This window comes from Chryseobacterium sp. MYb264, assembly GCF_035974275.1.
Classification (GTDB): Bacteria; Bacteroidota; Bacteroidia; order Flavobacteriales; family Weeksellaceae; genus Chryseobacterium.
Map to the genome: position 1 here is coordinate 633597 of NZ_CP142422.1, position 22259 is coordinate 655855.

General features: G+C 35.5%; 20 protein-coding genes. 11 read left to right on the plus strand and 9 right to left on the minus strand.

Features of this window, described 5'->3' with window-relative positions; genetic code table 11:
* The first annotated feature begins 68 nt into the window (after window positions 1-68).
* Both VUJ46_RS02750 and VUJ46_RS02755 read left to right on the plus strand, forming a co-directional pair.
* Complete coding sequence (locus VUJ46_RS02750; protein WP_326983480.1) at window positions 69-680, plus strand: Crp/Fnr family transcriptional regulator; 612 nt, start codon at window positions 69-71, stop codon at window positions 678-680.
* An 89-nt stretch (window positions 681-769) separates the two neighbouring features.
* Window positions 770-1447: a type 1 glutamine amidotransferase domain-containing protein gene (locus VUJ46_RS02755; protein WP_326983481.1), complete on the plus strand. Its 678-nt coding sequence runs from the start codon at window positions 770-772 to the stop codon at window positions 1445-1447.
* Window positions 1448-1505: 58 nt separating this feature from the next.
* Here VUJ46_RS02755 and VUJ46_RS02760 read toward each other — a convergent pair whose 3' ends face one another.
* From VUJ46_RS02760 to VUJ46_RS02770, 3 genes are all read right to left on the minus strand, one after another.
* A complete protein-coding gene (locus VUJ46_RS02760) occupies window positions 1506-4355 on the minus strand; it encodes a heavy metal translocating P-type ATPase (RefSeq protein WP_326983482.1) in 2850 nt (949 codons plus the stop codon).
* A gap of 271 nt (window positions 4356-4626) precedes the next feature.
* Complete coding sequence (locus tag VUJ46_RS02765; RefSeq protein WP_326983483.1) at window positions 4627-5187, minus strand: AraC family transcriptional regulator; 561 nt, start codon at window positions 5185-5187, stop codon at window positions 4627-4629.
* Complete coding sequence (locus VUJ46_RS02770) at window positions 5184-5585, minus strand: acyl-CoA thioesterase (protein WP_326983484.1); 402 nt, start codon at window positions 5583-5585, stop codon at window positions 5184-5186. Before VUJ46_RS02770 ends, VUJ46_RS02765 begins: the two co-directional genes overlap by 4 nt.
* Before the next feature lie 479 nt (window positions 5586-6064).
* Between VUJ46_RS02770 and VUJ46_RS02775 the strand changes: the two genes are divergently transcribed.
* On the plus strand, window positions 6065-6433 hold the full coding sequence (locus tag VUJ46_RS02775) for an RNA recognition motif domain-containing protein (RefSeq protein WP_326983485.1): 369 nt from the start codon (window positions 6065-6067) through the stop codon (window positions 6431-6433).
* Between the two features lie 193 nt (window positions 6434-6626).
* Entirely contained in the window at window positions 6627-7394 is a 768-nt protein-coding gene (locus tag VUJ46_RS02780; protein ID WP_326983486.1) for a bulb-type lectin domain-containing protein, read from the plus strand.
* A gap of 41 nt (window positions 7395-7435) precedes the next feature.
* On the opposite strand, the gene VUJ46_RS02785 is transcribed toward VUJ46_RS02780, so the two are convergent.
* Complete coding sequence (locus VUJ46_RS02785) at window positions 7436-7918, minus strand: BlaI/MecI/CopY family transcriptional regulator (protein WP_326983487.1); 483 nt, start codon at window positions 7916-7918, stop codon at window positions 7436-7438.
* Window positions 7919-7927: 9 nt separating this feature from the next.
* A complete protein-coding gene (locus VUJ46_RS02790; RefSeq protein ID WP_326983488.1) occupies window positions 7928-8530 on the minus strand; it encodes a phosphatase PAP2 family protein in 603 nt (200 codons plus the stop codon).
* A gap of 127 nt (window positions 8531-8657) precedes the next feature.
* On the opposite strand from VUJ46_RS02790, the gene pdhA reads away from it, so the two are divergent.
* Both pdhA and VUJ46_RS02800 read left to right on the plus strand, forming a co-directional pair.
* Window positions 8658-9659, plus strand: coding sequence for a pyruvate dehydrogenase (acetyl-transferring) E1 component subunit alpha (gene pdhA, locus VUJ46_RS02795; RefSeq protein WP_326983489.1), 1002 nt, complete (start codon window positions 8658-8660; stop codon window positions 9657-9659).
* A gap of 99 nt (window positions 9660-9758) precedes the next feature.
* Window positions 9759-11354, plus strand: coding sequence for a 2-oxo acid dehydrogenase subunit E2 (locus tag VUJ46_RS02800; protein ID WP_326983490.1), 1596 nt, complete (start codon window positions 9759-9761; stop codon window positions 11352-11354).
* Between the two features lie 1150 nt (window positions 11355-12504).
* On the opposite strand, the gene rpe is transcribed toward VUJ46_RS02800, so the two are convergent.
* Together rpe and chrP are read right to left on the minus strand one after the other, a co-directional pair.
* The gene (rpe, locus tag VUJ46_RS02805) at window positions 12505-13155 is read right to left on the minus strand and encodes a ribulose-phosphate 3-epimerase (protein WP_326983491.1); all 651 of its coding nucleotides are present in this window, start codon (window positions 13153-13155) and stop codon (window positions 12505-12507) included.
* A gap of 315 nt (window positions 13156-13470) precedes the next feature.
* Window positions 13471-14544, minus strand: a complete 1074-nt coding sequence (chrP, locus tag VUJ46_RS02810) for a chryseobasin maturation metalloprotease ChrP (protein ID WP_326983492.1) — start codon at window positions 14542-14544, stop codon at window positions 13471-13473.
* A gap of 51 nt (window positions 14545-14595) precedes the next feature.
* Here chrP and VUJ46_RS02815 point away from each other — a divergent pair, with 51 nt between their 5' ends.
* Window positions 14596-15300, plus strand: coding sequence for a DUF4294 domain-containing protein (locus tag VUJ46_RS02815; protein WP_326983493.1), 705 nt, complete (start codon window positions 14596-14598; stop codon window positions 15298-15300).
* Between the two features lie 34 nt (window positions 15301-15334).
* On the opposite strand, the gene VUJ46_RS02820 is transcribed toward VUJ46_RS02815, so the two are convergent.
* Together VUJ46_RS02820 and mnmD are read right to left on the minus strand one after the other, a co-directional pair.
* Window positions 15335-15751 (minus strand): NUDIX domain-containing protein, encoded by a 417-nt coding sequence (locus VUJ46_RS02820; RefSeq protein ID WP_326983494.1) that lies wholly within the window; start codon window positions 15749-15751, stop codon window positions 15335-15337.
* Between the two features lie 215 nt (window positions 15752-15966).
* On the minus strand, window positions 15967-16641 hold the full coding sequence (mnmD, locus tag VUJ46_RS02825; RefSeq protein WP_326983495.1) for a tRNA (5-methylaminomethyl-2-thiouridine)(34)-methyltransferase MnmD: 675 nt from the start codon (window positions 16639-16641) through the stop codon (window positions 15967-15969).
* Window positions 16642-16725: 84 nt separating this feature from the next.
* On the opposite strand from mnmD, the gene VUJ46_RS02830 reads away from it, so the two are divergent.
* The 4 genes from VUJ46_RS02830 to VUJ46_RS02845 all read left to right on the plus strand — a co-directional run bounded on the left by VUJ46_RS02830 (window position 16726) and on the right by VUJ46_RS02845 (window position 21875).
* A complete protein-coding gene (locus VUJ46_RS02830; RefSeq protein WP_326983496.1) occupies window positions 16726-17796 on the plus strand; it encodes a branched-chain amino acid aminotransferase in 1071 nt (356 codons plus the stop codon).
* A 207-nt stretch (window positions 17797-18003) separates the two neighbouring features.
* Complete coding sequence (gene era, locus VUJ46_RS02835) at window positions 18004-18879, plus strand: GTPase Era (protein ID WP_267403165.1); 876 nt, start codon at window positions 18004-18006, stop codon at window positions 18877-18879.
* Between the two features lie 69 nt (window positions 18880-18948).
* Window positions 18949-19377 carry a DoxX family protein gene (locus VUJ46_RS02840; protein ID WP_326983497.1) on the plus strand — a complete coding sequence of 143 codons (429 nt, stop codon included), beginning with the start codon at window positions 18949-18951 and terminating at the stop codon, window positions 19375-19377.
* A 95-nt stretch (window positions 19378-19472) separates the two neighbouring features.
* Window positions 19473-21875, plus strand: a complete 2403-nt coding sequence (locus VUJ46_RS02845) for an alpha/beta hydrolase family protein (protein ID WP_326983498.1) — start codon at window positions 19473-19475, stop codon at window positions 21873-21875.
* Window positions 21876-22259 lie beyond the last annotated feature (384 nt).

Sequence of the window (22259 nt, forward strand, 5' to 3'; positions counted from 1 at the left end):
TTTATGATATTGATTTGTAAAGAACTTTTATTTTAAAATTTTAATTTCTTTACTTCATCTAAAGTAGTTTGATTCGTATATTTGATACATTAGAAAATATTCAGATCCTGATGAGTGCAGAACTGCGAAAACATTTTGAGGAAATAGTACCTCTAACCGATGAAGAATTTGAATATGTAAATTCTTTTTTCAAGTTTAAAAAGCTTAAAAAACATCAATATCTAATACAGGAAAATGAACAGGTAACCCATATTTATTTTGTTATCAAAGGTTTATTGAAAGCTTCTTTCATCGATCAGGAAGGTAAAGAACATATTGCTCAGTTTGCGATGGAGAATTGGTGGGTTTCAGATTTTAATTCATTTTACAATAATATGCCGTCTGTAATGACGATTGATTGTCTGGAAGATGTGGAATTGGTTTATATTTCAAAAGAAAATTTAGAAAAAATATGTGCTGAAAATCATAAAATAGAGCATTTTTTCAGATTAAAGAATAGTTTTGGCTATGTCGCATTGCAGCAAAGAATTTTATCATTGCTTACCACAAATGCTAAAGAACGGTTTGAGCAGTTTTCCCATCAGTATCCGCAGCTTCTGCAGAGAATTTCTAAAACTATTATTGCTTCGTATTTGGGCGTTTCAAGAGAAACTTTAAGCAGAATTTCAAACAAATTGTGACATTCATCACAGAAAATATGTGACTTTTGTCCTGTTTTAAATTCACGAATAGCACCAACTTTGTACTATTAATTAATAAAAATAGTAAAATGAACAAAAAAGTTTTATTTGTGCTTACGAGCCACGACGAATTAGGAAATACAGGATTAAAAACAGGATTTTGGACGGAAGAACTTGCCGCTCCTTATTATGCTTTATCAGACAAAGGCGTAGAAATTACGATTGCTTCTCCAAAAGGAGGTCTGCCGCCTATCGATCCTAAAAGTGAAGATCCGGCTTCTCAGACAGATGCTACGCGAAGAATGGATAATGATGCCGTTTTGAAGAATAAATTAGAAAATACACTTGTGCTTTCCAGCATTGACAGTAAAGATTACGATGCTGTATTTTATCCCGGAGGTCACGGGCCGCTATGGGATTTGGCAGAAGATCAGTTTTCTCAACAGTTAATCGTAGATTTTTATACGAGTGATAAACCTGTTGGATTTGTATGTCACGCTCCGGGTGTTCTAAAAGATGTGAAAATCAATGGAGAGTATTTGGTGAAAGGTAAAAATGTAACCGGGTTTACCAATACAGAAGAAGATGCTGTTCAATTGACGGATATTGTTCCTTTTTTGGTGGAAGATATGCTGAAAAATAATGGTGGAAATTATAGTAAAATCGCGGACTGGAATCCTTATGCTGTAGTAGACGGAACATTGGTGACCGGACAAAATCCTGCTTCTTCAGAGAAGGTTGCAGAAGAATTATTAAAGCTTTTGTAATAGCAAGAGCATATTAAAAAAATTCCCCGAAAATTATCTTTCGGGGAATTTTTTATATTTAATTTTTCACATTTAAATCGACAGAATTGAGTCGTAAAGAATTTAAAATCACAGATAAAGAACTACAACTCATCGCTGCAGCCGCAATCATTGGTGATAAAAGAATTCCGAAGAAAGGATATAATAATCCAGCTGCAATCGGAACGCCCAATACATTATAAATAAAAGCAAAAAACAGATTTTCCTTTATATTTTTCAGAAGCTTTTCGCTTAGTAACTTCGCTTTCGCAACGCCTAAAATATCGCCTTTTAATAAAGTGATTTCGGCACTTTCAATAGCAACATCGGTTCCTGTTCCCATCGCGATTCCGATATTGGCTTGCGCAAGGGCAGGAGAGTCGTTGATTCCGTCGCCGGTCATTGCTACGATTTTTCCTTGTTGTTGCAGTTTTTTAACTTCATTTAATTTATCCTCAGGATGACAATTGGCTTTAAAATGCTTGATTCCCAATTCGTCTGCCACGGCTTTTGCGGTATGTTCATTATCACCAGTCATCATGATCACATCGATGCCTTCGCTTAACAATTGCTGAACTGCTTTTTTAGAACTTTCCTTAATTTTATCCGTAAAACTAATGAATCCCAACACTTCATTTTCCTGAGCAACATAAGAAATCGTATGTGCTTTTTCTTGAATTTTAATCGCCTTTTGTTTTAAATTTTCTGGAATGGTAATTTGATTTGAAGTCAGTAAGCTTTCGTTTCCAAGATAAATAGTTTTTCCATGAATATTTCCTTTTATCCCTTTTCCAGAAATATTTTCAAATTGCTCAACTTTTTCTGCAGAAATCTTCTCGTCTTTTGCTTTTTTAATCACCGCATTCGACAACGGATGTTCGGAATTTTGATTTAAAGAATAGGCTAATTTCAGAATTGAATTTTGGTCACTATTAATCGTTTCAATATGTTCTAAAGACGGTTTTCCTTCTGTTAAAGTTCCTGTTTTATCGGTGATCAGAACATTTACTTTGTTCATTTGTTCGAGAGCTTCAGCATTTTTAATTAAAATACCATTTTTTGCTCCTTTACCAATTCCGACCATCAAAGACATCGGTGTTGCCAAACCTAAAGCACACGGACAAGCAACAATTAAAACTGCAACAGCATTGATAAATGCAAATAATGTTTTTTGACCTTCGGGACCGAAAAACTGCCATAAAATAAAAGTAAGAACCGCAATTAAAATGACAGTCGGAACAAAAACTTTTGCCACTTTATCTGTTAGTTTCTGAATCGGCGCTTTGCTTCGGCTGGCTTCGTTTACCATTTTTATGATTTGAGAAAGCAAGGTTTCATCGCCAACTTTTTCAGCTTTCATAATGAAAACCTGATTTCCATTGATGGTTCCGGAAGAAACTTTATCGTCAATACTTTTTTCCACCGGAATGGGCTCACCTGTAATCATACTTTCATCAACATAGGAATTCCCTTCCATGATTTTTCCGTCAACAGGAATTTTTTCACCGGGTTTTACTTTTAATAAATCACCGATTTTCACCTGAGAAAGCAATACTTTTTTTTCTTCGCCGTTAATGATAAGATTAGCTTCATCAGGCGATAAATTCATCAGTTCACGAATAGCATTACCTGTTTTTTTATGCGCCGCAGCTTCCATCAACTGACCTAAAATAACCAACGTTAAAATCACGCAAACGGCTTCAAAATATAATGGGATTTCATGATTATGACCGCGAATTTCATGCGGAATAATATCTGGAAAAGCCAAAGCAACAATGCTGAAAATGAAAGCGGCAGCAACTCCTAAAACAATTAGACTGAACATGTTTAAGTTCCATGTTTTGAAGGAAATCCAGCCTCTTTTCATCAAAAACCACCCTGAATAAAATAAAACAGGAAGTGTTAAAATCAATTCAAAAATTCCCTGAATCTGATGCGAAAAAGGAAAGTTAATAAACATTCCGCCCATCGAAAGAATGAAAACTGGAATGGTAAAACCTAAAGAAATGAAGAATTTTTTCTTTAAAATATTGTATGTTTCGTCCTCTTCATCGTCCTTGTCAGGCATTCTGACTAAATCCATCCCACAAATCGGACAATCGCCCGGTTCATCCTGAATAATTTCCGGATGCATTGGGCAGGTGTATTTTGCGACTTTCTTCTCAGGATATTTCACCAAATCCATTCCGCAAACTGGGCATCCGACATTGGTGTCGTACACTTTGTCGCCTTCACAATACATCGGGCAGTAATATTTCCCTGCCATTTCATCCGTCACTTTTGGAGCTTCATGATGATGATGATGACTGTAATCATGAGAATGATTGTGTGAATGAGATTCTGCATTTTTAACCAAACCTTCGGTTATTTCCTCTAAATGCATATGACAAACGGGGCAACCCACATTGCCGTCGTAAACTTTATCGCTTTCACAAAACATCGGACAGTAATATTTTCCAATATTATCTTTAAAATTTTCCGGAAGATTTGTTTTGGAAAAAGTAGGTTTAAAGTTAGGATCTTTGGCTAATTTTTCCTCAATCGGAACCAAAAACATATTACAGGTAGGACATCTTTTTCCTTGTTGAAAATACACTTTATCACCTTCACATTCCATCGGACAATAATAAACCGAAGAAGGCGAAACCCTGTCTTGTGGCTTGATGAAAGCTTTTTCGGGATTATTCGGATCTTCTAATTTATAATTTCCGATTTCTTCTAAAGCTTTATTTAAAGTACTTAATTCAAATTCTTGCTCGGAAGAAATGGTTGCGGTGTTGTTTTCTAAATTAACATCCGCTTTTATATCTTCGATGCTGTTCAGTTTTTCAGAAATCTTTTTCTGACAACCGGAACAGGTCATTCCGAGGATTTTATATTGTTTTTCCATGATCCTTTTAATTTACTCTACAAATTTCCAAAATGCAAATGGAAACGTGTTATAAATATAAGGAATATGTTTACAGAATTCTGTCAGTTGGGGTGTAGGGTATTAGAGTTTGAGTGTAGGAGAGTGTGTTAAATTTCTCTCATAGATTTAACAGATCGCGCAGATCTTTGCGCATACCTTTACTATTTAAATTTAAAAAAAATCTGCCAAAGCCGCGAGATCTTAAACTCAAAAAACTCAAACGCTAACACCCTCCGACACTCAAACTCAACTAAACTTGGTCAAGTGGTTTTCTGTTGTGGATTTTCAATTTTTTAAACTCAGTAGGGGTGAAGCCTGTGCTGTTTCTGAACTGGGAAGATAAATGCTGAACGCTTTTGTAGCCCAGTTTTCCTGCAATTTCTGTTAAAGTAAATTCATTATAAAGAAGCAGCTCTTTTACCTTTTCAATTTTTTGAAGGATGAAAAACTGCTCTAAAGTAATGTTTTCGTTTTGTGAAAATGTTTTGGAAAGCGAACTGTAGTCTTTGTGAAGTTTTGACGTTAAAAATTCTGATAAAAGAAAGTTTTCATCAATATCCAATTCGCTGATTTTTACAATAATCAGGTTTTTAATTTTCTCGATCAGTTGATGAGCAGAGTCTTTTATTCTTTCAAAACCCGTCTTTTGTAAGTATTTTTCTAATGCTTGCAAGTTCGTTTCTGAAATTTCTGACGCTGTTTCAACTTCACCAAGATTAATATTTTTAACCTTAATATTAATATCATTAAAAATATTTTCAACAGCAGAAATACATCTGCCACAGACCATATTTTTTATAAAGATTTTCATATCGAATCTTTGTTGCTTAATCGGTCTTTCACAAATTCTACTTGTGTTTTCCCATGGGCAGCCGGATTTCCGTCCTGATCAAGATTTACCATTACAATTCTGTCGACCGTAATAATAGTCTGATGGGTCATCTTATTTCGTACTTCACAAGCCAAAGTAAGCGATGTGGAACCGAATTTTGTCACTTCAATTCCGATTTCGATAATGTCGCCTTGTTTTGCTGAACTTACAAAGTTGATCTCTGAAATAAATTTAGTTACCACTTTTTTATTTTCAAGCTGAATCACGGCATATAAAGCTGCTTCTTCATCGATCCATTGTAATAATCTTCCTCCAAAAAGTGATTGATTGGGATTTAAATCCTCGGGTTTAACCCATTTTCTTGTATGATAGTTCATATTTGAATTTTTCTGATGCAAATTTAGCTTTAAAAACCGGCTTTATCAAAGGATTTATATTTAGTTCTTAAAAGAAGACGATTTATTTTCTCAATCATTATTGCCTGCACCATAAAATTTCGTCAATAAAGAGCAGAAAAACGACCTTCGGTTTCTCTTGAACTTAAAATAATTAAGAGTTAATAGTGAAATCTGACGGTATGAAAATAGAGGCTTCGAGCCCCAGATTATTATAATTATATGCTAAATATTGATTTTTTAACAAATATTCATAAATATTTAGTGATAAATTAATACTATTTAACCAAATAAAAAATAAGCTGAAAATTATATTGAAATAATTTTCAAAAATGTTTTGATTTGAAATTAATAATTGTATCTTGCAGCTGTTTATATTTGGAATCAATATTTGTTCATTAATTTATGTTGCTTTTCTTTTATATACCAAATTATTATTAATTATTTAATTTATTTTTAAAATGAACATTTTTGTTTCAAACATCAATTACGCAACAAAAGAATATGAGTTGCACGATTTATTTGCAGAATTTGGCGATGTAGCATCTGCTAAAATAGTATTAGACAGAGAAACTGGTCGCTCAAGAGGATTTGGTTTTGTTGAGATGGGTGATGAAGAAGGAGCACAAGCTATCGAAGCTCTTAACCAGAAAGAATTTAACGGAAAAACACTTAACGTATCTGAGGCTAAGCCAAGAGAAGAGAAGCCAAGAAGAAGTTTCGATAACAACAGAGGTGGTGGTTATGGAAACAACAGAGGCGGAAACGGAGGTGGAAGTTATGGTGGTGGAAACCGTGGCGGAAACAACGGCGGAGGAAAACGTTGGTAAAAAATATAAGCGGTCTTTTTGAGATCGCTTTTTATTGAATAAGAAGCTGTGAATTTTTGCAGCTTCTTTTTTTTGTTAGCAGTGTGAAAAATATAATTGTGCTCGAAATCATTTGATTAATAAATAATCGTTTTGTGGTACCTGTTTTGGCATACTTTTAGAAAACTTTTTCTATATGTAAAAATTTATTAAAATGAGAAAATATATATTTACCGCTTTTATTATGTCTTGTGGGCTTTTTCTAAATGCGCAAAGTATTTATAGAGGGCAAAATATTGCTCAAAATAGAAAATATTGGGCTGATGATAAAAGATCTTACCTGATTTTTCAGAATGATGGTAATTTAGTTTTTTATAACAGGCAAGGAAAATCAATTTGGGATTCAAAAACTACAAATAGAGGAGCGAAGGCAGTTTTTCAAGATGATGGTAATTTAGTAGTTTATACTAATAGAAATGGTGTAGCATTTTCATCGAATACTGGTGGAAGAAATGCCGATAGATTGGCGATACAGAATGATGGTAATCTTGTGATTTATAATAGAAATAATCCGTTATGGGCTTCCAATACCAATCGGAATAATAGTCAAAACGGTAATAATGGAAATGGCTGGGGGTTTAGAGGGAGAAGTGGTAGTGTAAATCCAGGATATGAATTTAGAAGAAATAATAAAGTTTATTCCTCTAATGGTAATTTCTATTTAGTATTTCAAAATGATGGTAACTTAGTTTTATCAAGGAATAATGGAGAAGCCATTTGGTCAACCGGAACAACTAATAAGGCGAGTAGAGCAGAATTTCAAGATGATGGAAATTTAGTGGTTTATGATTCTTACAATAAAGCAGTCTGGAGCTCAAATTCATCAAGAAGAGGAGATACAAAATTATATGTTCAAAATGATGGAAATTTGGTAATTTATCAGAATTCTTCACCTATTTGGAGCTCAGGAACAGGGAGGTAATATATAACTAAAAAACGCATTACAAAAAGTAATGCGTTTTTTTATTTCAAATCTTTTTTCTTCTTTTTCTTTTTTTCTTTATCTTTTTCCTTCTTTTTATCTTTTTTAGGATTTAAGATTTCATTGGCGTATTCAAACTCAGGTTCTTTTAATTTGGTAGGTTTTATTTCTATTTTAAGATCAAAATATGCTTTAAGATCATCCTGAGAAATCATTTTTTCATTAAATAAAAATTCCAAGATCTCTTTTCCTGAATCGTTGAAAAAATGATGGGAAAGTTCCTTAATCAAAAATTTTTTATAATCGTCAAAAGGTACAACCACAGAATATTTGAAGATTCTTCCTTGTTTTTCAGTTGATAAATACCCTTTTTCAACCAATATTTTTACATAGGTGGAAACGGTATTCTGGTGCGGTTTCGGCTCCGGATGTTGCTCCATAACGTCCTTTAAATAAAAGGAGTCCAACTTCCAAAGCAATTTCATTAAGTTTTCTTCCGCCGCTGTTAGATGATTTATTTTCATGTTAAATTCTTAATGTTGAAACTGTATATTGCAATAAAGGTAAAGAAAAGATACCATAAAAGCAATTGCAGCGCCCATAAATACTTCTTTCGGGGTGTGTCTCTTTAAAATTATTCTTGTAATTCCTACTAAAGCAGCGATGCCTAGCCAAAGAAATCCGAATGTTGTATTTAATGAAAAAAATAAGGCTGCAACAAAAACATTAAATGCTGTATGCATGGAGCTTTTGATGAAATAATTACTGATCTGTAACGCTAAAAGAAGTATTAAAATAAATAACATGACTAGATCAATCAGTCCGTTTTTAAAATAATTATAGCCAATGTAAGCAATAACACAAATTCCTATAAAGATATACAGTGTTTTTCTTTGAACCCGATTAGAAACATCCATATTGGTGTATCTTCCGGTTTTTACATTCCACACCAACCAAATAATTACCGGGATAATAATCATTAATAAAATAGGAAGGAAATAGGTGAGAGAATTGTGAAATGATGAATTTCTAAGACTTGTATACAAGAAAAATATAAACAAAGAAACCAAAGGATTGAAAAAATCTGAAATGATTTTTGAAATTTTATCTACTACTGAAGGCCTTTTTTCTTCCATATTTAAGTTTGATGATGTAAATATAACATTATAACTAAAAAAACAATGGCTAGGTATACAATAAAAACAAAGTTTTTTTTATAATTTTGCTCTACTATTTCATAATAAATAAGCAAGAGCTCAACACATGAAAGAATTTTCTAAAGAGGTATACCTGAAGTGGTATGAAGATATGACAATGTGGAGAAGGTTTGAAGACAAATGCCGTTCTCTTTATCTAAAGCAAAAAATCAGAGGTTTTTTACATTTGTATAACGGTCAGGAGGCTATACCTGCTGGTTTCGCGCATGCAATGGATTTAACTAAAGACAGTATGATTACTGCTTACCGATGCCACATTCACCCAATGGCAATGGGAGTAGATCCTAAAAGAATCATGGCAGAACTTTGTGGCAAGGCTACAGGTACGTCAGGAGGTATGGGTGGATCTATGCACATTTTCAGCAAGGAGCACCGTTTTTACGGAGGTCATGGTATCGTAGGAGGTCAGATTCCTTTGGGGGCTGGTATTGCTTTCGCAGATAAGTTTTTTGACAGAAAAGCAGTAAATATCTGTTACTTCGGTGATGGAGCTGCGAGACAGGGGTCATTACATGAAACGTTTAACATGGCGATGAACTGGAAGCTTCCAGTAGTTTTCGTTGTAGAAAACAACCAGTACGCTATGGGAACTTCTGTAAAGAGAACAGCTAACCACGAAGATATCTATAAACTAGGACTTGGGTACGAAATGCCTTGTCTTGCCGTAGATGCTATGGATCCTGAAAAAGTGGCTGAAGCTGCTTATGAAGCGATCGAAAGAGCTAGAAGAGGAGACGGGCCAACTTTCATCGAGGCTAGAACATACCGTTACAGAGGTCACTCTATGTCGGATGCTGAGCCATACAGATCTAAGGAAGAAGTGGCAATCCACAAAAATGATGACCCAATTGAATTGATCAAACAAAGAATTTTATCAAACGGATGGGCTACAGAAGAGGAATTGGAAGCTACAGAAAATAAATCAAGAGATTTTGTTGAAGAGTGCGTAGAATTTATGGAAAATTCTCCATACCCTGATGCAGATAAGGTTTATGAGTATGTTTATGCTCAGGAAGACTATCCATTCTTAGATAAATTAGAAAACTAAAAAATAATTTGCTGATACGATGATATGATAGGTTACCATAATCTTTCACTTTTCTTATCATCACATCATCCACATTAACAAATTAATACATATTAAATTATGGCAGAAGTTATTACAATGCCACGTCTTTCCGATACAATGACGGAAGGAAAAGTGGCTAAATGGCATAAAAAAGTAGGAGACAAGGTAAAAGAAGGAGACATTTTAGCTGAAATTGAAACGGATAAAGCGGTTCAGGACTTTGAATCTGAAGTTGAAGGTACTCTCTTGTACGTAGGTGTAGAAGAGGGGAATGCAGCGGTTGTAGATTCAGTTTTAGCGATTATTGGTAAAGAAGGAGAAGATATTTCAGGATTAACAGGTGGGGCTGCCGCTCCCAGTACTTCTGAAGATAAAAAAGAAGAGCCTAAAGCAGAAGCTGCTGCTGCTCAGGAAGCTTCTACTGAAGTTCCTGCAGGAGTAGAAGTTATTACTATGCCAAGACTTTCTGATACAATGACAGAAGGTAAAGTGGCTAAATGGCACAAAAATGTAGGAGATACAGTAAAAGAAGGAGATCTTCTTGCTGAGATCGAAACAGATAAAGCGGTTCAGGATTTTGAATCTGAATTCAATGGAGTATTATTAAAACAAGGTGTTGAAGAAGGAGGTGCTGCTCCCGTGGATTCAGTATTGGCGATTATCGGCCCTGCAGGAACAGATGTTTCTGGTGTAGGTGCTGCAAAACCGGCTGCTGCTTCATCAGAAAAGCCTGCTGAACAAAAAACGGAGGCTAAAACAGAAGAAAAAGCTGCTCCGGTTGCTAATGCATCATCTTCAGACAGAGTTGCCATTTCTCCGTTAGCTAAGAAAATGGCTCAGGACAAAGGGGTTGATATCAATGCTGTACAAGGTTCAGGAGAAAATGGAAGAATTGTTAAAAAAGATATTGAAAATTATCAGCCATCTGCGAAACCAGCGTCTTCAGCTCCGGCTGCAAGTGGTGCTGCTCAGGTTGCGTTAAGCTTCGTTCAGGGTGAGGATACAGAATCTCAGAACTCACAGGTAAGAAATATTATCGCTAAGCGTCTTTCTGAAAGTAAATTCTCTGCGCCTCACTATTATCTGATGGTTGAAATTAACATGGATAAAGCAATCGAGGCTAGAAAAGAAATCAATTCTTTACCGGATACTAAAATTTCTTTCAATGATATGATCATTAAAGCAACTGCTGTTGCCTTGAGAAAACACCCGCAGGTAAATTCAAGCTGGGCAGGGGATAAGATCATTCACAGAGGAAACATCAATATCGGGGTAGCGGTTGCCATTCCTGACGGATTGGTTGTGCCGGTTCTTAAGAATACAGACCAAATGACGTATACTCAGATTTCAGCTGCTGTAAAAGATATGGCTGGAAGAGCTAAGAACAAAGGCCTTAAAGCTAATGAAATGGAAGGTTCTACCTTCTCCATCTCAAACTTGGGTATGTTCGGAATTGAAACGTTTACAAGTATCATTAACCAACCAAACGCTGCAATCCTTTCAGTAGGAGCAATTATTGAGAAGCCTGTTGTGAAAAACGGACAAATCGTGGTTGGAAATATCATGAAGCTTTCATTAGCTTGTGATCACAGAGTGGTAGACGGTGCTACTGGTGCTCAGTTCTTACAGACTTTAAAAACATATTTAGAAAGTCCATTAACTTTGTTACTGTAATTTCTAAAGTTTTGAATATTAAGAGGCTGTCCAAAAAGTTTTGGCAGCCTCTTTTTTTTGTCGATTTTCTTCGTACCCCTATAGAGAAGGTCTATGCAAATATTAAATTCTCAAAAGGGATGTTTGACTTTTAGGACAGCCTCTTTTATATTCAAACTTTTATGGTATCCTTTGGTTGCAGCTATTGATGTATCCATTGAAAAACTGGAGATGAAAGCAATACGATTACTGTATGCATGGCAAAAACAGTTTCTTATGTATTCCCAATTAAAATCTTTGCGTACTAAAAACATAGAGTATTAAAAATACCTTTGCAGCTTTGCGAAAAACCAACAGAGACGGTATCAGTTCAATCTGTGGCAAAAATTTAACCACAAATCGAAGATTAGACGGAGTCAAAAGTCACAAAAGCTTTTTAACACTTTAGATAAGTAAAGCTTAAAATTAAACTGGATAGAAGTACACTTAAGTTTTTGAAAATCTAAGATTTTCTACTGAAGAGTTCTAAATCTGAGCCATCTGTGGGAAATAATACCATTTTATCTTTGAAATTTTCTTTACATTATTCAACCCCTACGGTGTTATAGCATCATTAAATACTTGTTCGTCGGGCTTCACCCGACGCTACTGATATATAACCCCTCCAGGGTTTATTAAGATAAGTTCAGAAAGAAAAGAGTATAAAATTCGTGAATTCGTCGCCGTTATATGCAGTCCTCAATTTTATCTTTGATAAAATCCTTGCGCCTTAAAAACATAAAGCATTAAAAAAATCTTTGCGGCTTTGCGAAAAACCAACAGAGACACTATTGGTGCATTCGTGGCAAATCATTATTTCTAACGCTAAGTTCGTCAGGATATTTTTAAATGATACTGCTGGTTTTCCGTTCGCAACGTCGTTCTACTTGTCGTATACTTTTGTTATTTGAACACAATGTTCTCTGAGTTTTTTTAAGGCTCCCCAAGCCGTTCTACTTATAAAAGACCGAAAAGGTTAAGCAAAAAAAATATCAGCAGCATAAAGGAAGATCTGCGGGAAATAAAAAAAATCGTGCATTCCTGGCGATAAGGTGCACCCCTCAATTAAAAATCCACGAAAACTAAATTTTCATGGATTTTATTCGACTATGATAGAATGGTCGGATATGAACTAAATTTTCAAGAGTTCGATGGTCCTTTCAGGGTTTTCCGACGAGAAAACAGCATTTCCCGCTACCAAAACATCTGCTCCCGCTTCAAATAATTTTGCTGCATTGTCAATATTTACCCCGCCATCAACTTCAATCAGAGCAGTGGAATTGTTGCTTAAGATCAAATCTTTAGTTTCGGCAATTTTTTTATAAGTATTTTCAATGAATTTCTGTCCTCCGAATCCTGGATTTACACTCATTAATAATACTAAATCAACATCTGCAATTATATCTTCCAACAGGAGTACTGGAGTGGAAGGATTCAGAACAACGCCGGCTTTTGCTCCTTTGCTCTGAATTAAATGGATCGTTCGGTGAAGATGCGTGCAGGCTTCATAATGAACGGAAACCAGATCTGCACCATGATCGATAAATTCTTCAACATATTTTTCCGGTTCTACAATCATCAAATGTACATCAACAAATTTTTTAGCGTGTTGCTGTACAGTTTTCATGACGGGAAATCCAAATGAAATGTTCGGAACAAATCTTCCGTCCATTACATCCACATGGAGCCAGTCGGCCTGAGAATTGTTCAGCATTTCAATGTCTCTTTGCAGATTCCCAAAGTCTGCGGATAAAAGGGAAGGTGCAATAAGCTTCGTTTTCATTTTTACTTTTATATTTTACCAGAATTTCTGTCTTAAAAAGGATTAACAACAAGAAAGTAATAAGTGAAGAAACTTCCCAATATAACAGCTTCTGTAATTGCTAATTTAATATGGTTGATTTTAGTAACTAAAAGCCTGTCTAACATATATAATCCTAGGGGCACAATACTTACAATAATAAGTGTTTCAAGAATCATATTGTAGGCAGAGCCACTTTTTGGAGGGCTAAACTGCTTGTAAACGATTAAAAATAAGATACTTAAAATTGATATGACGGTTGGTTTTCGGATTAAATAATTAAAGAAGCTTTTCATCCTAATGATATTTTAACTTCATTTCCGGCTTTATCCTCTGAAGGGTTTCGTAAATTAGTTTAATTACATTTCCTACGTCTTCTTTAGAAACCATTTCAACGGTGGTATGCATATACCGCAAAGGAAGGGAAATTAAGGCACTCGGAACGCCGCCGTTAGAGTGTGCGAAAGCATCAGTATCCGTTCCTGTCGCTCTGCTGGCTGCTGCTCTCTGGAAAGGGATTTCTTTCTTTTTAGCTGTATCAATGATTAACTCTCTGATAGTGTGATGAATGCTAGGTGCAAAGAAAACAACCGGTCCGTCACCACATTTCTGATCACCTTCTTTCTTCTTTTCAATCATCGGCGTGGTGGTGTCGTGGGTTACATCTGTGACAATAGCGATGTTGGGTTTGATAGTGTCTGCAATCATATCCGCTCCATAAAGACCTACCTCTTCCTGAACAGAATTGATAATATATAATCCGAATGGAAGTGATTTCTTGTTCTCCTTTAATAATCTCGCTACTTCAGCGATCATAAAACCTCCGATTCTGTTGTCTAAGGCTCGGCAAACGAAATATCTGTCGTTCATTTCAAAGAATTCGTCAGGATAGGTGATCATGCAGCCAACATAGATGCCCAGTTCTTCCACTTCCTTTTTTGATGTTGCTCCACAATCAATGAAAATATTTTCAATCTTAGGAGTCGGCTCATTCTGATTACCTCTTGTATGAATGGCCGGCCATCCGAAAACACCTTTTACGATCCCTTTTTCACCGTGAATATGAACTACTTTTGAAGGAGCAATGGTTTGATCGGAACCTCCGTTTCTAATTACGTAGATCAATCCGTCATCTGTGATATAATTAACATACCATGATATTTCATCGGCGTGAGCTTCGATTACGACTTTAAATTCCGCTTCAGGATTAATAATTCCGTAGCAGGTTCCATAATGATCTACCTCAATTTTATCGACATAGGGTCTGATATAATCCATCCAGACTTCTTGTCCCTTATGCTCATAACCTGTAGGAGAGGAGGTATTCAGATATTTTTCTAAAAATTTTAAAGATTTCTTTTCAAATTTCATAAAAAGGAATGATTTTTGCGTTCAATTTTTGTTCTAATACGTGTAAAAATAATGAATTTTACTAAGATTGTTTGTCTTTTTTTGTTCTTTTTTGGAGTCAGTATCTTTGGTCAGACAGATTCGGTGATTGCCAAACCGTTGAGCCAATATCCTCCCGAGCTTTTGAAAGTGGATGAATTTGGTAAAAAGTATTATTATGATGAAAGGCAAAAAATGAGGGTGTATGATATTAACGGGGAAACTGTTGTTGTCATGGACGAGCTTGTTCTGGTAAACAGACCTAAGTTTAATAATCAACTGGACAGAAACTATTATTATTTCCTTAATAAAAAGCTGTACAGGGTATATCCTCTTTTTGTAACTGCTTTGCAGCAGTATCGGGATATTCAGAAAGATATGACGGATCTCGACAGCAAGGCAAAAAGAAAATATGTTCGTGAAAGACAGAATATGCTTGCGGAGCAATATGAAAAGCAATTAAGAGATCTTACTACGACTGAAGGACAGGTATTTGCCAAATTGATGAACAGGGCTACAGGAAAAAATGTCTATGAAATTATTCGTGAGCTGAGAGGTGGATTTAGTGCTTTTTGGTGGAATTTAAAAGGAAAAATGGCGGATATTAATCTTAAAGATGAATATAATCCTCATAAAAACAGAACCGACGAATTTCTGGAATCACTTTTACAATCGAACTGGAATTCAGGATATCTGCAGCCTTATCCGGGAGCCAATCAATTTAGAGTATCAAGATAAGAGTTGGTCATAAAAAACAAAATTCCTGTATATTTTACAGGAATTTTTCTTTTAATTTATCGAAAACTATCTTGTCTACAGGAAGTACGAAAGGATTATCAGGTCTGTCAATCTCAATCCATTCTGTATTTTCGATGCAAGGATCTAAAATCAGAAAATCACCTTCATTGACAATATTAACAAGATAATATACGGTGAGCAGCTGTTCGTTTTCTTTGAACCTTGAAACCAGAAAATGATCCTGCGTATAAAGATGTTCCACAATATGTATTTTTACATTCAGTTCCTCATCGAATTCCCGATGCAAGCATTCCAGAAGTCCTTCTCCGAATTCTAAGCCGCCTCCGGGAAATTTCATTAAAGCTTCTCCTGCATATTCTTCAAATAGTGTAAGCACTTTTCGATCTTTTACTGCACAAGCATAGACTCTGATGTTTATCTTATCTATCATATATTATAATTTGCAAAGCTAATGTAGGAATTTTTTGCTGGATGAGGGAGGTCTGAAACAGGAAGTTTTACTTCTAGCAGCTTTTTATCATTAATTTTTTTACGATTCGTGTCCTTATATATGTATAGCATTATATTAAGGACATAAATTGAAAGTCTCCCAAACTATCAGTGGTTAGTAGCGAAGCCTACGTCAGCCATTTGTTAGCTTCCATTTTATAATTTCACCGCATTAATCATTTCCCTTTTTCCCGGAGGTCCCTGCTTCTTTTCCACTTTGAAATTCAGTTCCTGAAGGATTCTTCTGACGCTTCCTTTTGATGAATAGGTTGTTAATAATCCATTAACTGCCATTTTGTCGGAAACCATCTCGAATAAAGGCTTTTCCCAAAGATCTGGCTGTACGCGGGCACCAAAACAATCGAAATAAACAAGGTTGATTTTAGGTAAATCTATCTTGTTTAGGTCAAAAAAGTCACATTTTATCTTTTTAATGCTGAAATTATTAACAATTTCTACTGACTTTTCCCAATCTGCCAGATGAATTTTTTGATAAATATTTTTAAATTCAGGATGATCAAAATGCTCAAAATAGGCCAAATTGTTCATTTCGGATTCATTTATCGGATATTTTTCGAGGGTAAAATAGTTAATGACATGATTTTTGTCAGTTTTTAAATGTTCATTAATTGTCACTAAAACATTTAAACCTGTTCCAAAACCCAGCTCTAAAATGTTGATTTCGTAATCATTTATTGAATTTAGTCCATTTTTGATAAACACGTGTTCAGCTTCCTGTAGAGCCCCGTGATGGGAATGGTAGTTTTCATTTAAATCACTGATAAATAGTGTTTTACTGCCGTCGTTTGTGGTTTTTATTTCTCTTTTCAAGCTATTTTTTTACAAATTTACTTCAAAATTTTTATATTTAGAAAATTATGTTAAATTTGTGGAACATCATAAAAAATTTTAGAAATGATAATTCAAAAAACTGAAAACTCCAGAATTTCTACATTCGACCCAAACAATTTTTCATTTGGAAATACTTTTATTGATCATATGGTGATCTGTGAGTATGAAAATGGAAAGTGGGGTGATGTGAAATTAGTTCCTTATGGTCCTATCCCTTTTACTCCTGCTATGATGGGGGTAAACTACGGACAAGCTTGTTTTGAGGGTATGAAAGCCTATAAAGACAAAGACGGGCAGGTTTTCCTTTTCAGGCCTGAAAAGAATTTTGAACGTATCAATAAGTCTGCAAAGCGTCTTGCGATGCCTGAAGTGACGGAAGAAATGTTTTTGGAAGGTTTAAAAGCATTGGTGGATATTGACAGAGACTGGATTCCTCAGGGAGAGGGGATGTCTTTATATATCAGACCATTGATCTTCGCTACAGAAGAAGCGTTGAAAGCCAGGGTATCTGAAAAATACATGTTTGCTATTGTAGCAACACCTGCAAAGATGTATTACACAGAACCGGTATCTGTAAAGATTTCTGACCATTACTCAAGAGCGGCAAGCGGTGGTGTAGGTTCTGCAAAAGCAGCCGGAAACTATGCGGCGTCTTTCTACCCGACTCAGTTGGCTATTGAAGAGGGCTATGAGCAGATTATCTGGACTGATGATGCTACTCACGAGTATTTCGAGGAAAGTGGTACAATGAATGTATTTGTAAGAATCAACGATACAATCTTTACGCCACCTACTTCTGAAAAAATCCTTGACGGTGTTACAAGAGACAGCTTCATTCAATTGGCTAAGAAAAGAGGTATTGAAGTGAAAGTAGAGCCTATTAAGGTAGCTGATGTGGTAGAGGCACAGAAAAGCGGTGCTTTGAAAGAAGTTTGGGGAGTAGGAACGGCTGTGGTAACAACAGTGTTTCAGGCTTTAGGCCATAACGGTGAAAAACTGGAGTTGCCTAAACTTTCTGACGAGGAAAGCTACGCAGTGATCCTTAAAAATGACCTAGTAGATTTGCAGACTAATCTTTCTGAAGATTCATTCGGATGGAGAGTATTGGTAGACCACGTTTTGGAAACGGTGTAATTAAAACTTAAAACTATATGAACAGGAGCCGGAGTTTTTCCGGCTTTTTATATTTACACCACTCTGTCCTGCTTGAGGATCCTTATCGGGATTCGTAAATCAGAGGGTTACTCACCTTGGTATATTCATCTTTCTTGATAACTTTTCTGTTTAAGAAGGAAAGACCGATTTTGTTTTAGTAACTTTGCAGCTCGTAAAATAATTTTTATGCATAAAGCAGGATTTGTAAATATAGTTGGAAAGCCAAATGCGGGAAAATCTACACTTCTGAACCAATTAATGGGAGAGAAGCTGGCGATTGTAACCCAGAAAGCACAAACAACAAGACATAGAATTTTTGGAATTTATAATGAAGAAGACCTTCAGATTGTGTTTTCAGATACGCCGGGAGTACTGGATCCAAAGTACGGTCTGCAGGAAAAAATGATGGATTTTGTGAAGGATTCTTTGCAGGATGCAGATGTTTTTCTTTTCATTGTGGATGTCACAGACAAAGCGGAGCCTTCAGAGTTTTTAATTGATAAGCTGAATAAAATTCCGGTACCGGTTTTATTATTGTTAAATAAAGTGGATCAGACAAACCAGGAAGGACTTGAAAAATTAGTCAATGACTGGCATAACAGGATTCCCAAGGCCGAAATACTTCCAATATCTGCGCTGAACGCATTCAATACCGAGATTATTTTACCTAAATTGAAATCTCTATTGCCGGAAAGCCCGGCTTATTATGACAAAGATATGTATACGGATAAGCCCGAGAGATTTTTCGTCAATGAAGCCATTCGTGAGAAAATTCTTTTAAATTATGATAAAGAAATTCCGTATTCGGTAGAAGTTGTTACAGAACAATTTAAAGAGAAAGAAGGCATAATTTTCATTGATTCTATTATTTATGTGGAAAGAGACACTCAAAAAGGTATTTTGATAGGTCATAAAGGAGAAGCGATTAAAAAAGTAGGAACAGAATCACGGATCGATCTGGAAAAGTTTTTTGCGAAAAAAATTCACTTAAACTTATTTGTAAAAGTAAAAAAAGACTGGCGAAAAAACGACAGAGATTTAAAGAATTTCGGATATAGGTAGACTAAAAAGTCAATATTCATCGTTGTATTAAAAGATTTTTATTATCTTTAAATTTAAATTATACAAGAAATGAACTATTCAAATTCAAAATCCAGCCCGGTTTATATAGATATCATTTTATTTATTGTAAGATTATTTATCGGGTTTGCGATGATTTCACATGGGTTTGCAAAATTGCAGATGCTGTTTAATCCGGGGGAAATTCAATTTTTCGATTTCATGGGTTTAGGTCCTAAAATTACATTGATTCTCGCTGTTTTTGGTGAATTTGTTTGTTCCATATTTCTTATTTTAGGATTGTTCTCAAGATTTGCTCTTGGCTTTCTAATCTTTACTATGGTCATTGCCGGGTTTGTTGTACATGGAGCAGATCCTTTTGAAAAGAGAGAATTAAGTTTAATCTACCTGTCTGTTTATGTATTGCTAATGACTTTCGGAGCAGGGAAATTTTCTGTAGATGATATGATCGAAAAACGTAAAAGAGCTAACGATTGGTAAGGAATAAAAATATAAACGTACAAAAGAGACTGTTACAAACGGTCTCTTTTTTTATGGATTGAAAATGCTTATTTTCGTAAAAAAAATGAAATATTATGAAGATAAAGCTGACTATTTGCCTTCTTGCGTTTCTTAATTTTTATGAAGCCCAGGAAAATATTGCCTACCAAAAACCATCTGCCGAAATTCTGAAATTGGCGGATTATGAAAGACCTCCAAGTGTTCTGATGAACAGTAAAAAAGACTGGATTGTGTTTACATACCGTCCCACCTATAAAACGTTGGAAGACCTTAGCCAGCAGGAAATGAAATTAGGAGGACTAAGGATCAATCCGGTAACCAATATTTCAAGCACGGTCACTTATCTTAATAATCTGAAGATTAGAAAAATAAGTGACAAAAATGAAGTTCAGGTAAAAAACCTGCCTGTAAATCCTAAAATCACCTATACTTCATTCTCTCCGGATGAGAAAAAACTGGCTTTTACTCATACTACAGGTAAAGGAGTTGAGCTTTGGATCGTGGATCTGGAAACGGCTACGGCAAAAAAAGTAACAGCGGATAATCTGAATGCCAATTTGGGGGTTCCCTATGTCTGGGCGAAAGATTCTCAAAGTTTTTTAGTTAAAACACTTCCTCAAAACAGAGAGTCTCTGATTGATGCAAGCAAAGATTTACCTACAGGCCCCATTGTTTCGACGGCTGACGGAAAAGTATCTCAAAACAGAACCTATCAGGATTTATTAAAAAATCCTCAGGATGAAAAGAATTTTGAAATTCTTACGTCTTCTGATATTTATAAAGTTGATTTTAACGGAGGTTTAACCAAAGTAAAAGATAAAGATCTTTACTCAGGAGTAAACTTTTCTCCAGATGGAAATTATCTGATGGCAACAACGATTAAGAAACCGTTTTCATACATTGTTCCTTTGTATAGGTTCCCGATGACGACGACTGTTTATGATGCTAAGGGAAGCATAGTGAAAGTGGTGAATGAAGTTCCGCTTAACGAAATTATGCCGAAGGGTTTTTCGTCTGTAAGACAGGGGAAAAGAGATTTGGGATGGAGAAGTGATATGCCTGCAACACTGGTATATGCTGAAGCTTTGGATGGGGGAGATCAGTCTAAAACGGCTGATTTCAGAGATGAAATCTTTACTTGGGAAGCCCCTTTCGATAATGCTCCGAAATCATTCTTTAAGACAAAGCAGAGATATGAGGATGTTAGCTGGACGAACGATCATTATGCAATTGTTTCAGAAAGCTGGTATGATACAAGGAATGTAAAATCTTTCCTGGTAGATCTTAATAACGGAGAATCTAAGATCATTGACGATAGAAATTATCAGGACGTTTACAGTGATCCAGGGAATTTTAATACCACTAAAAATCACTACGGAAGATACGTTGTGGATATTAAAGACGGTAAATCCTACCTTATTGGGGATGGTTTCACAAAAGATGGTCAGCATCCTTTCATCGATGAAATAGATATGAAGACGTTGAAGAAAAAGCGGTTGTATACTTCAAACGTAAAGAATATGAAGGAAGAAATTATTGATATTCTAAATCCTTCAAAAGGAGAGATTTTAACGACACAACAATCGGCAAGTCAGTATCCAAACTATTTCAAGAAAAATATTAAATCAAATAAAGCAGAAGCGGTAACCCATTTTGCCAATCCTTTTGAAAGTATTAAAGATGTATACAAAGAGGTCATCACATATAAAAGGAATGACGGAGTTACCTTAACAGGAACTCTCTATCTTCCGGCAAACTATGATAGAAAAGCAAAAACGGAAAAATTACCTTTGCTGATCTGGGCGTATCCAACGGAGTATAAAGATAAAAATACAGCCGGACAGAATACCCAGAACCCGAACGACTTTACCTTCCCATATTACGGATCTTTTGTGTACTGGACTACGAAAGGATATGCCGTCCTTGATGATGCTTCTTTCCCAATTATCGGAGAAGGAAAAACGGAACCAAATGATACTTTTATTACGCAATTGGTTGCCAACGGAAGGGCGGCCATTGATGCGGTGGATCAGCTAGGCTATATTGACAGAACCAAAGTTGCGGTAGGAGGTCACTCGTATGGTGCATTTATGACGGCTAACCTTTTAACGCACTCTAAAGATTATGCCTGCGGAATTGCAAGAAGTGGTGCTTATAACAGAACGTTGACGCCTTTCGGATTTCAAAGTGAGCAGAGAAATTACTGGGATGTTCCGGAAATCTATAACACGATGTCTCCGTTTATGAATGCAGATAAAATGAAAACTCCAATGTTATTGGTTCACGGTGATGCCGACAATAACCCGGGAACATTTACACTACAGACGGAAAGATACTTCCAGGCATTGAAAAATCTTGGAGCTCCTGTGAAAATGGTACTTTTACCAAAAGAAGCTCACGGATATTCCGCTAAAGAAAATATTCTGCATTTGCTTTGGGAACAGGATCAGTTCTTGGAGAAATGTTTAAAGAAATAAACTGTAAAACTCGTTCAATAAGAATGAGTTTTTTTGGGGCTATCGATCGCTAAAGTTTTACCTGTCTTTTTATAATTGAGAAAAAACTGCTCCACTGATAAAAAAAGATAGAAAGTTGATCTATTTTCTCCCCAAGTTTTTGGCTTGATCCCTTATTGCCCAATATCCAAATAGAGAAAGATTCTTTATTTCCGTGGTTAGGCAACTTCTGGGAGACAACTTGTTACGGTAAATAGTTTTCACGGAAGTCTTCAACATGACGACTCCGCTTCCTGAAAATAGGGCTCATTGATCCAGAGTGTGTCATCTGTATCAAAAGCAATGGTTGTTATTGAATTGTTCATATTCTGTTCACTTTAGTTTTTGTAATTTTCTGCCGGCAAA

Excerpts from the sequence above, each read along its gene's own strand:
- rpe (WP_326983491.1), bottom strand. The coding sequence starts at position 13,155 with ATGAAAACGAAGCTTATTGCACCTTCCCTTTTATCCGCAGACTTTGGG.
- VUJ46_RS02755 (WP_326983481.1), top strand. The coding sequence starts at position 770 with ATGAACAAAAAAGTTTTATTTGTGCTTACGAGCCACGACGAATTAGGA.
- VUJ46_RS02840 (WP_326983497.1), top strand. The coding sequence starts at position 18,949 with ATGAACTATTCAAATTCAAAATCCAGCCCGGTTTATATAGATATCATT.
- VUJ46_RS02785 (WP_326983487.1), bottom strand. The coding sequence starts at position 7,918 with ATGAAAATAAATCATCTAACAGCGGCGGAAGAAAACTTAATGAAATTG.
- VUJ46_RS02790 (WP_326983488.1), bottom strand. The coding sequence starts at position 8,530 with ATGGAAGAAAAAAGGCCTTCAGTAGTAGATAAAATTTCAAAAATCATT.
- VUJ46_RS02830 (WP_326983496.1), top strand. The coding sequence starts at position 16,726 with ATGATAATTCAAAAAACTGAAAACTCCAGAATTTCTACATTCGACCCA.
- VUJ46_RS02775 (WP_326983485.1), top strand. The coding sequence starts at position 6,065 with ATGAACATTTTTGTTTCAAACATCAATTACGCAACAAAAGAATATGAG.
- VUJ46_RS02800 (WP_326983490.1), top strand. The coding sequence starts at position 9,759 with ATGGCAGAAGTTATTACAATGCCACGTCTTTCCGATACAATGACGGAA.
- VUJ46_RS02780 (WP_326983486.1), top strand. The coding sequence starts at position 6,627 with ATGAGAAAATATATATTTACCGCTTTTATTATGTCTTGTGGGCTTTTT.
- VUJ46_RS02765 (WP_326983483.1), bottom strand. The coding sequence starts at position 5,187 with ATGAAAATCTTTATAAAAAATATGGTCTGTGGCAGATGTATTTCTGCT.
- VUJ46_RS02760 (WP_326983482.1), bottom strand. The coding sequence starts at position 4,355 with ATGGAAAAACAATATAAAATCCTCGGAATGACCTGTTCCGGTTGTCAG.
- VUJ46_RS02820 (WP_326983494.1), bottom strand. The coding sequence starts at position 15,751 with ATGATAGATAAGATAAACATCAGAGTCTATGCTTGTGCAGTAAAAGAT.
- pdhA (WP_326983489.1), top strand. The coding sequence starts at position 8,658 with ATGAAAGAATTTTCTAAAGAGGTATACCTGAAGTGGTATGAAGATATG.
- VUJ46_RS02770 (WP_326983484.1), bottom strand. The coding sequence starts at position 5,585 with ATGAACTATCATACAAGAAAATGGGTTAAACCCGAGGATTTAAATCCC.
- VUJ46_RS02845 (WP_326983498.1), top strand. The coding sequence starts at position 19,473 with ATGAAGATAAAGCTGACTATTTGCCTTCTTGCGTTTCTTAATTTTTAT.
- chrP (WP_326983492.1), bottom strand. The coding sequence starts at position 14,544 with ATGAAATTTGAAAAGAAATCTTTAAAATTTTTAGAAAAATATCTGAAT.
- era (WP_267403165.1), top strand. The coding sequence starts at position 18,004 with ATGCATAAAGCAGGATTTGTAAATATAGTTGGAAAGCCAAATGCGGGA.
- VUJ46_RS02815 (WP_326983493.1), top strand. The coding sequence starts at position 14,596 with ATGAATTTTACTAAGATTGTTTGTCTTTTTTTGTTCTTTTTTGGAGTC.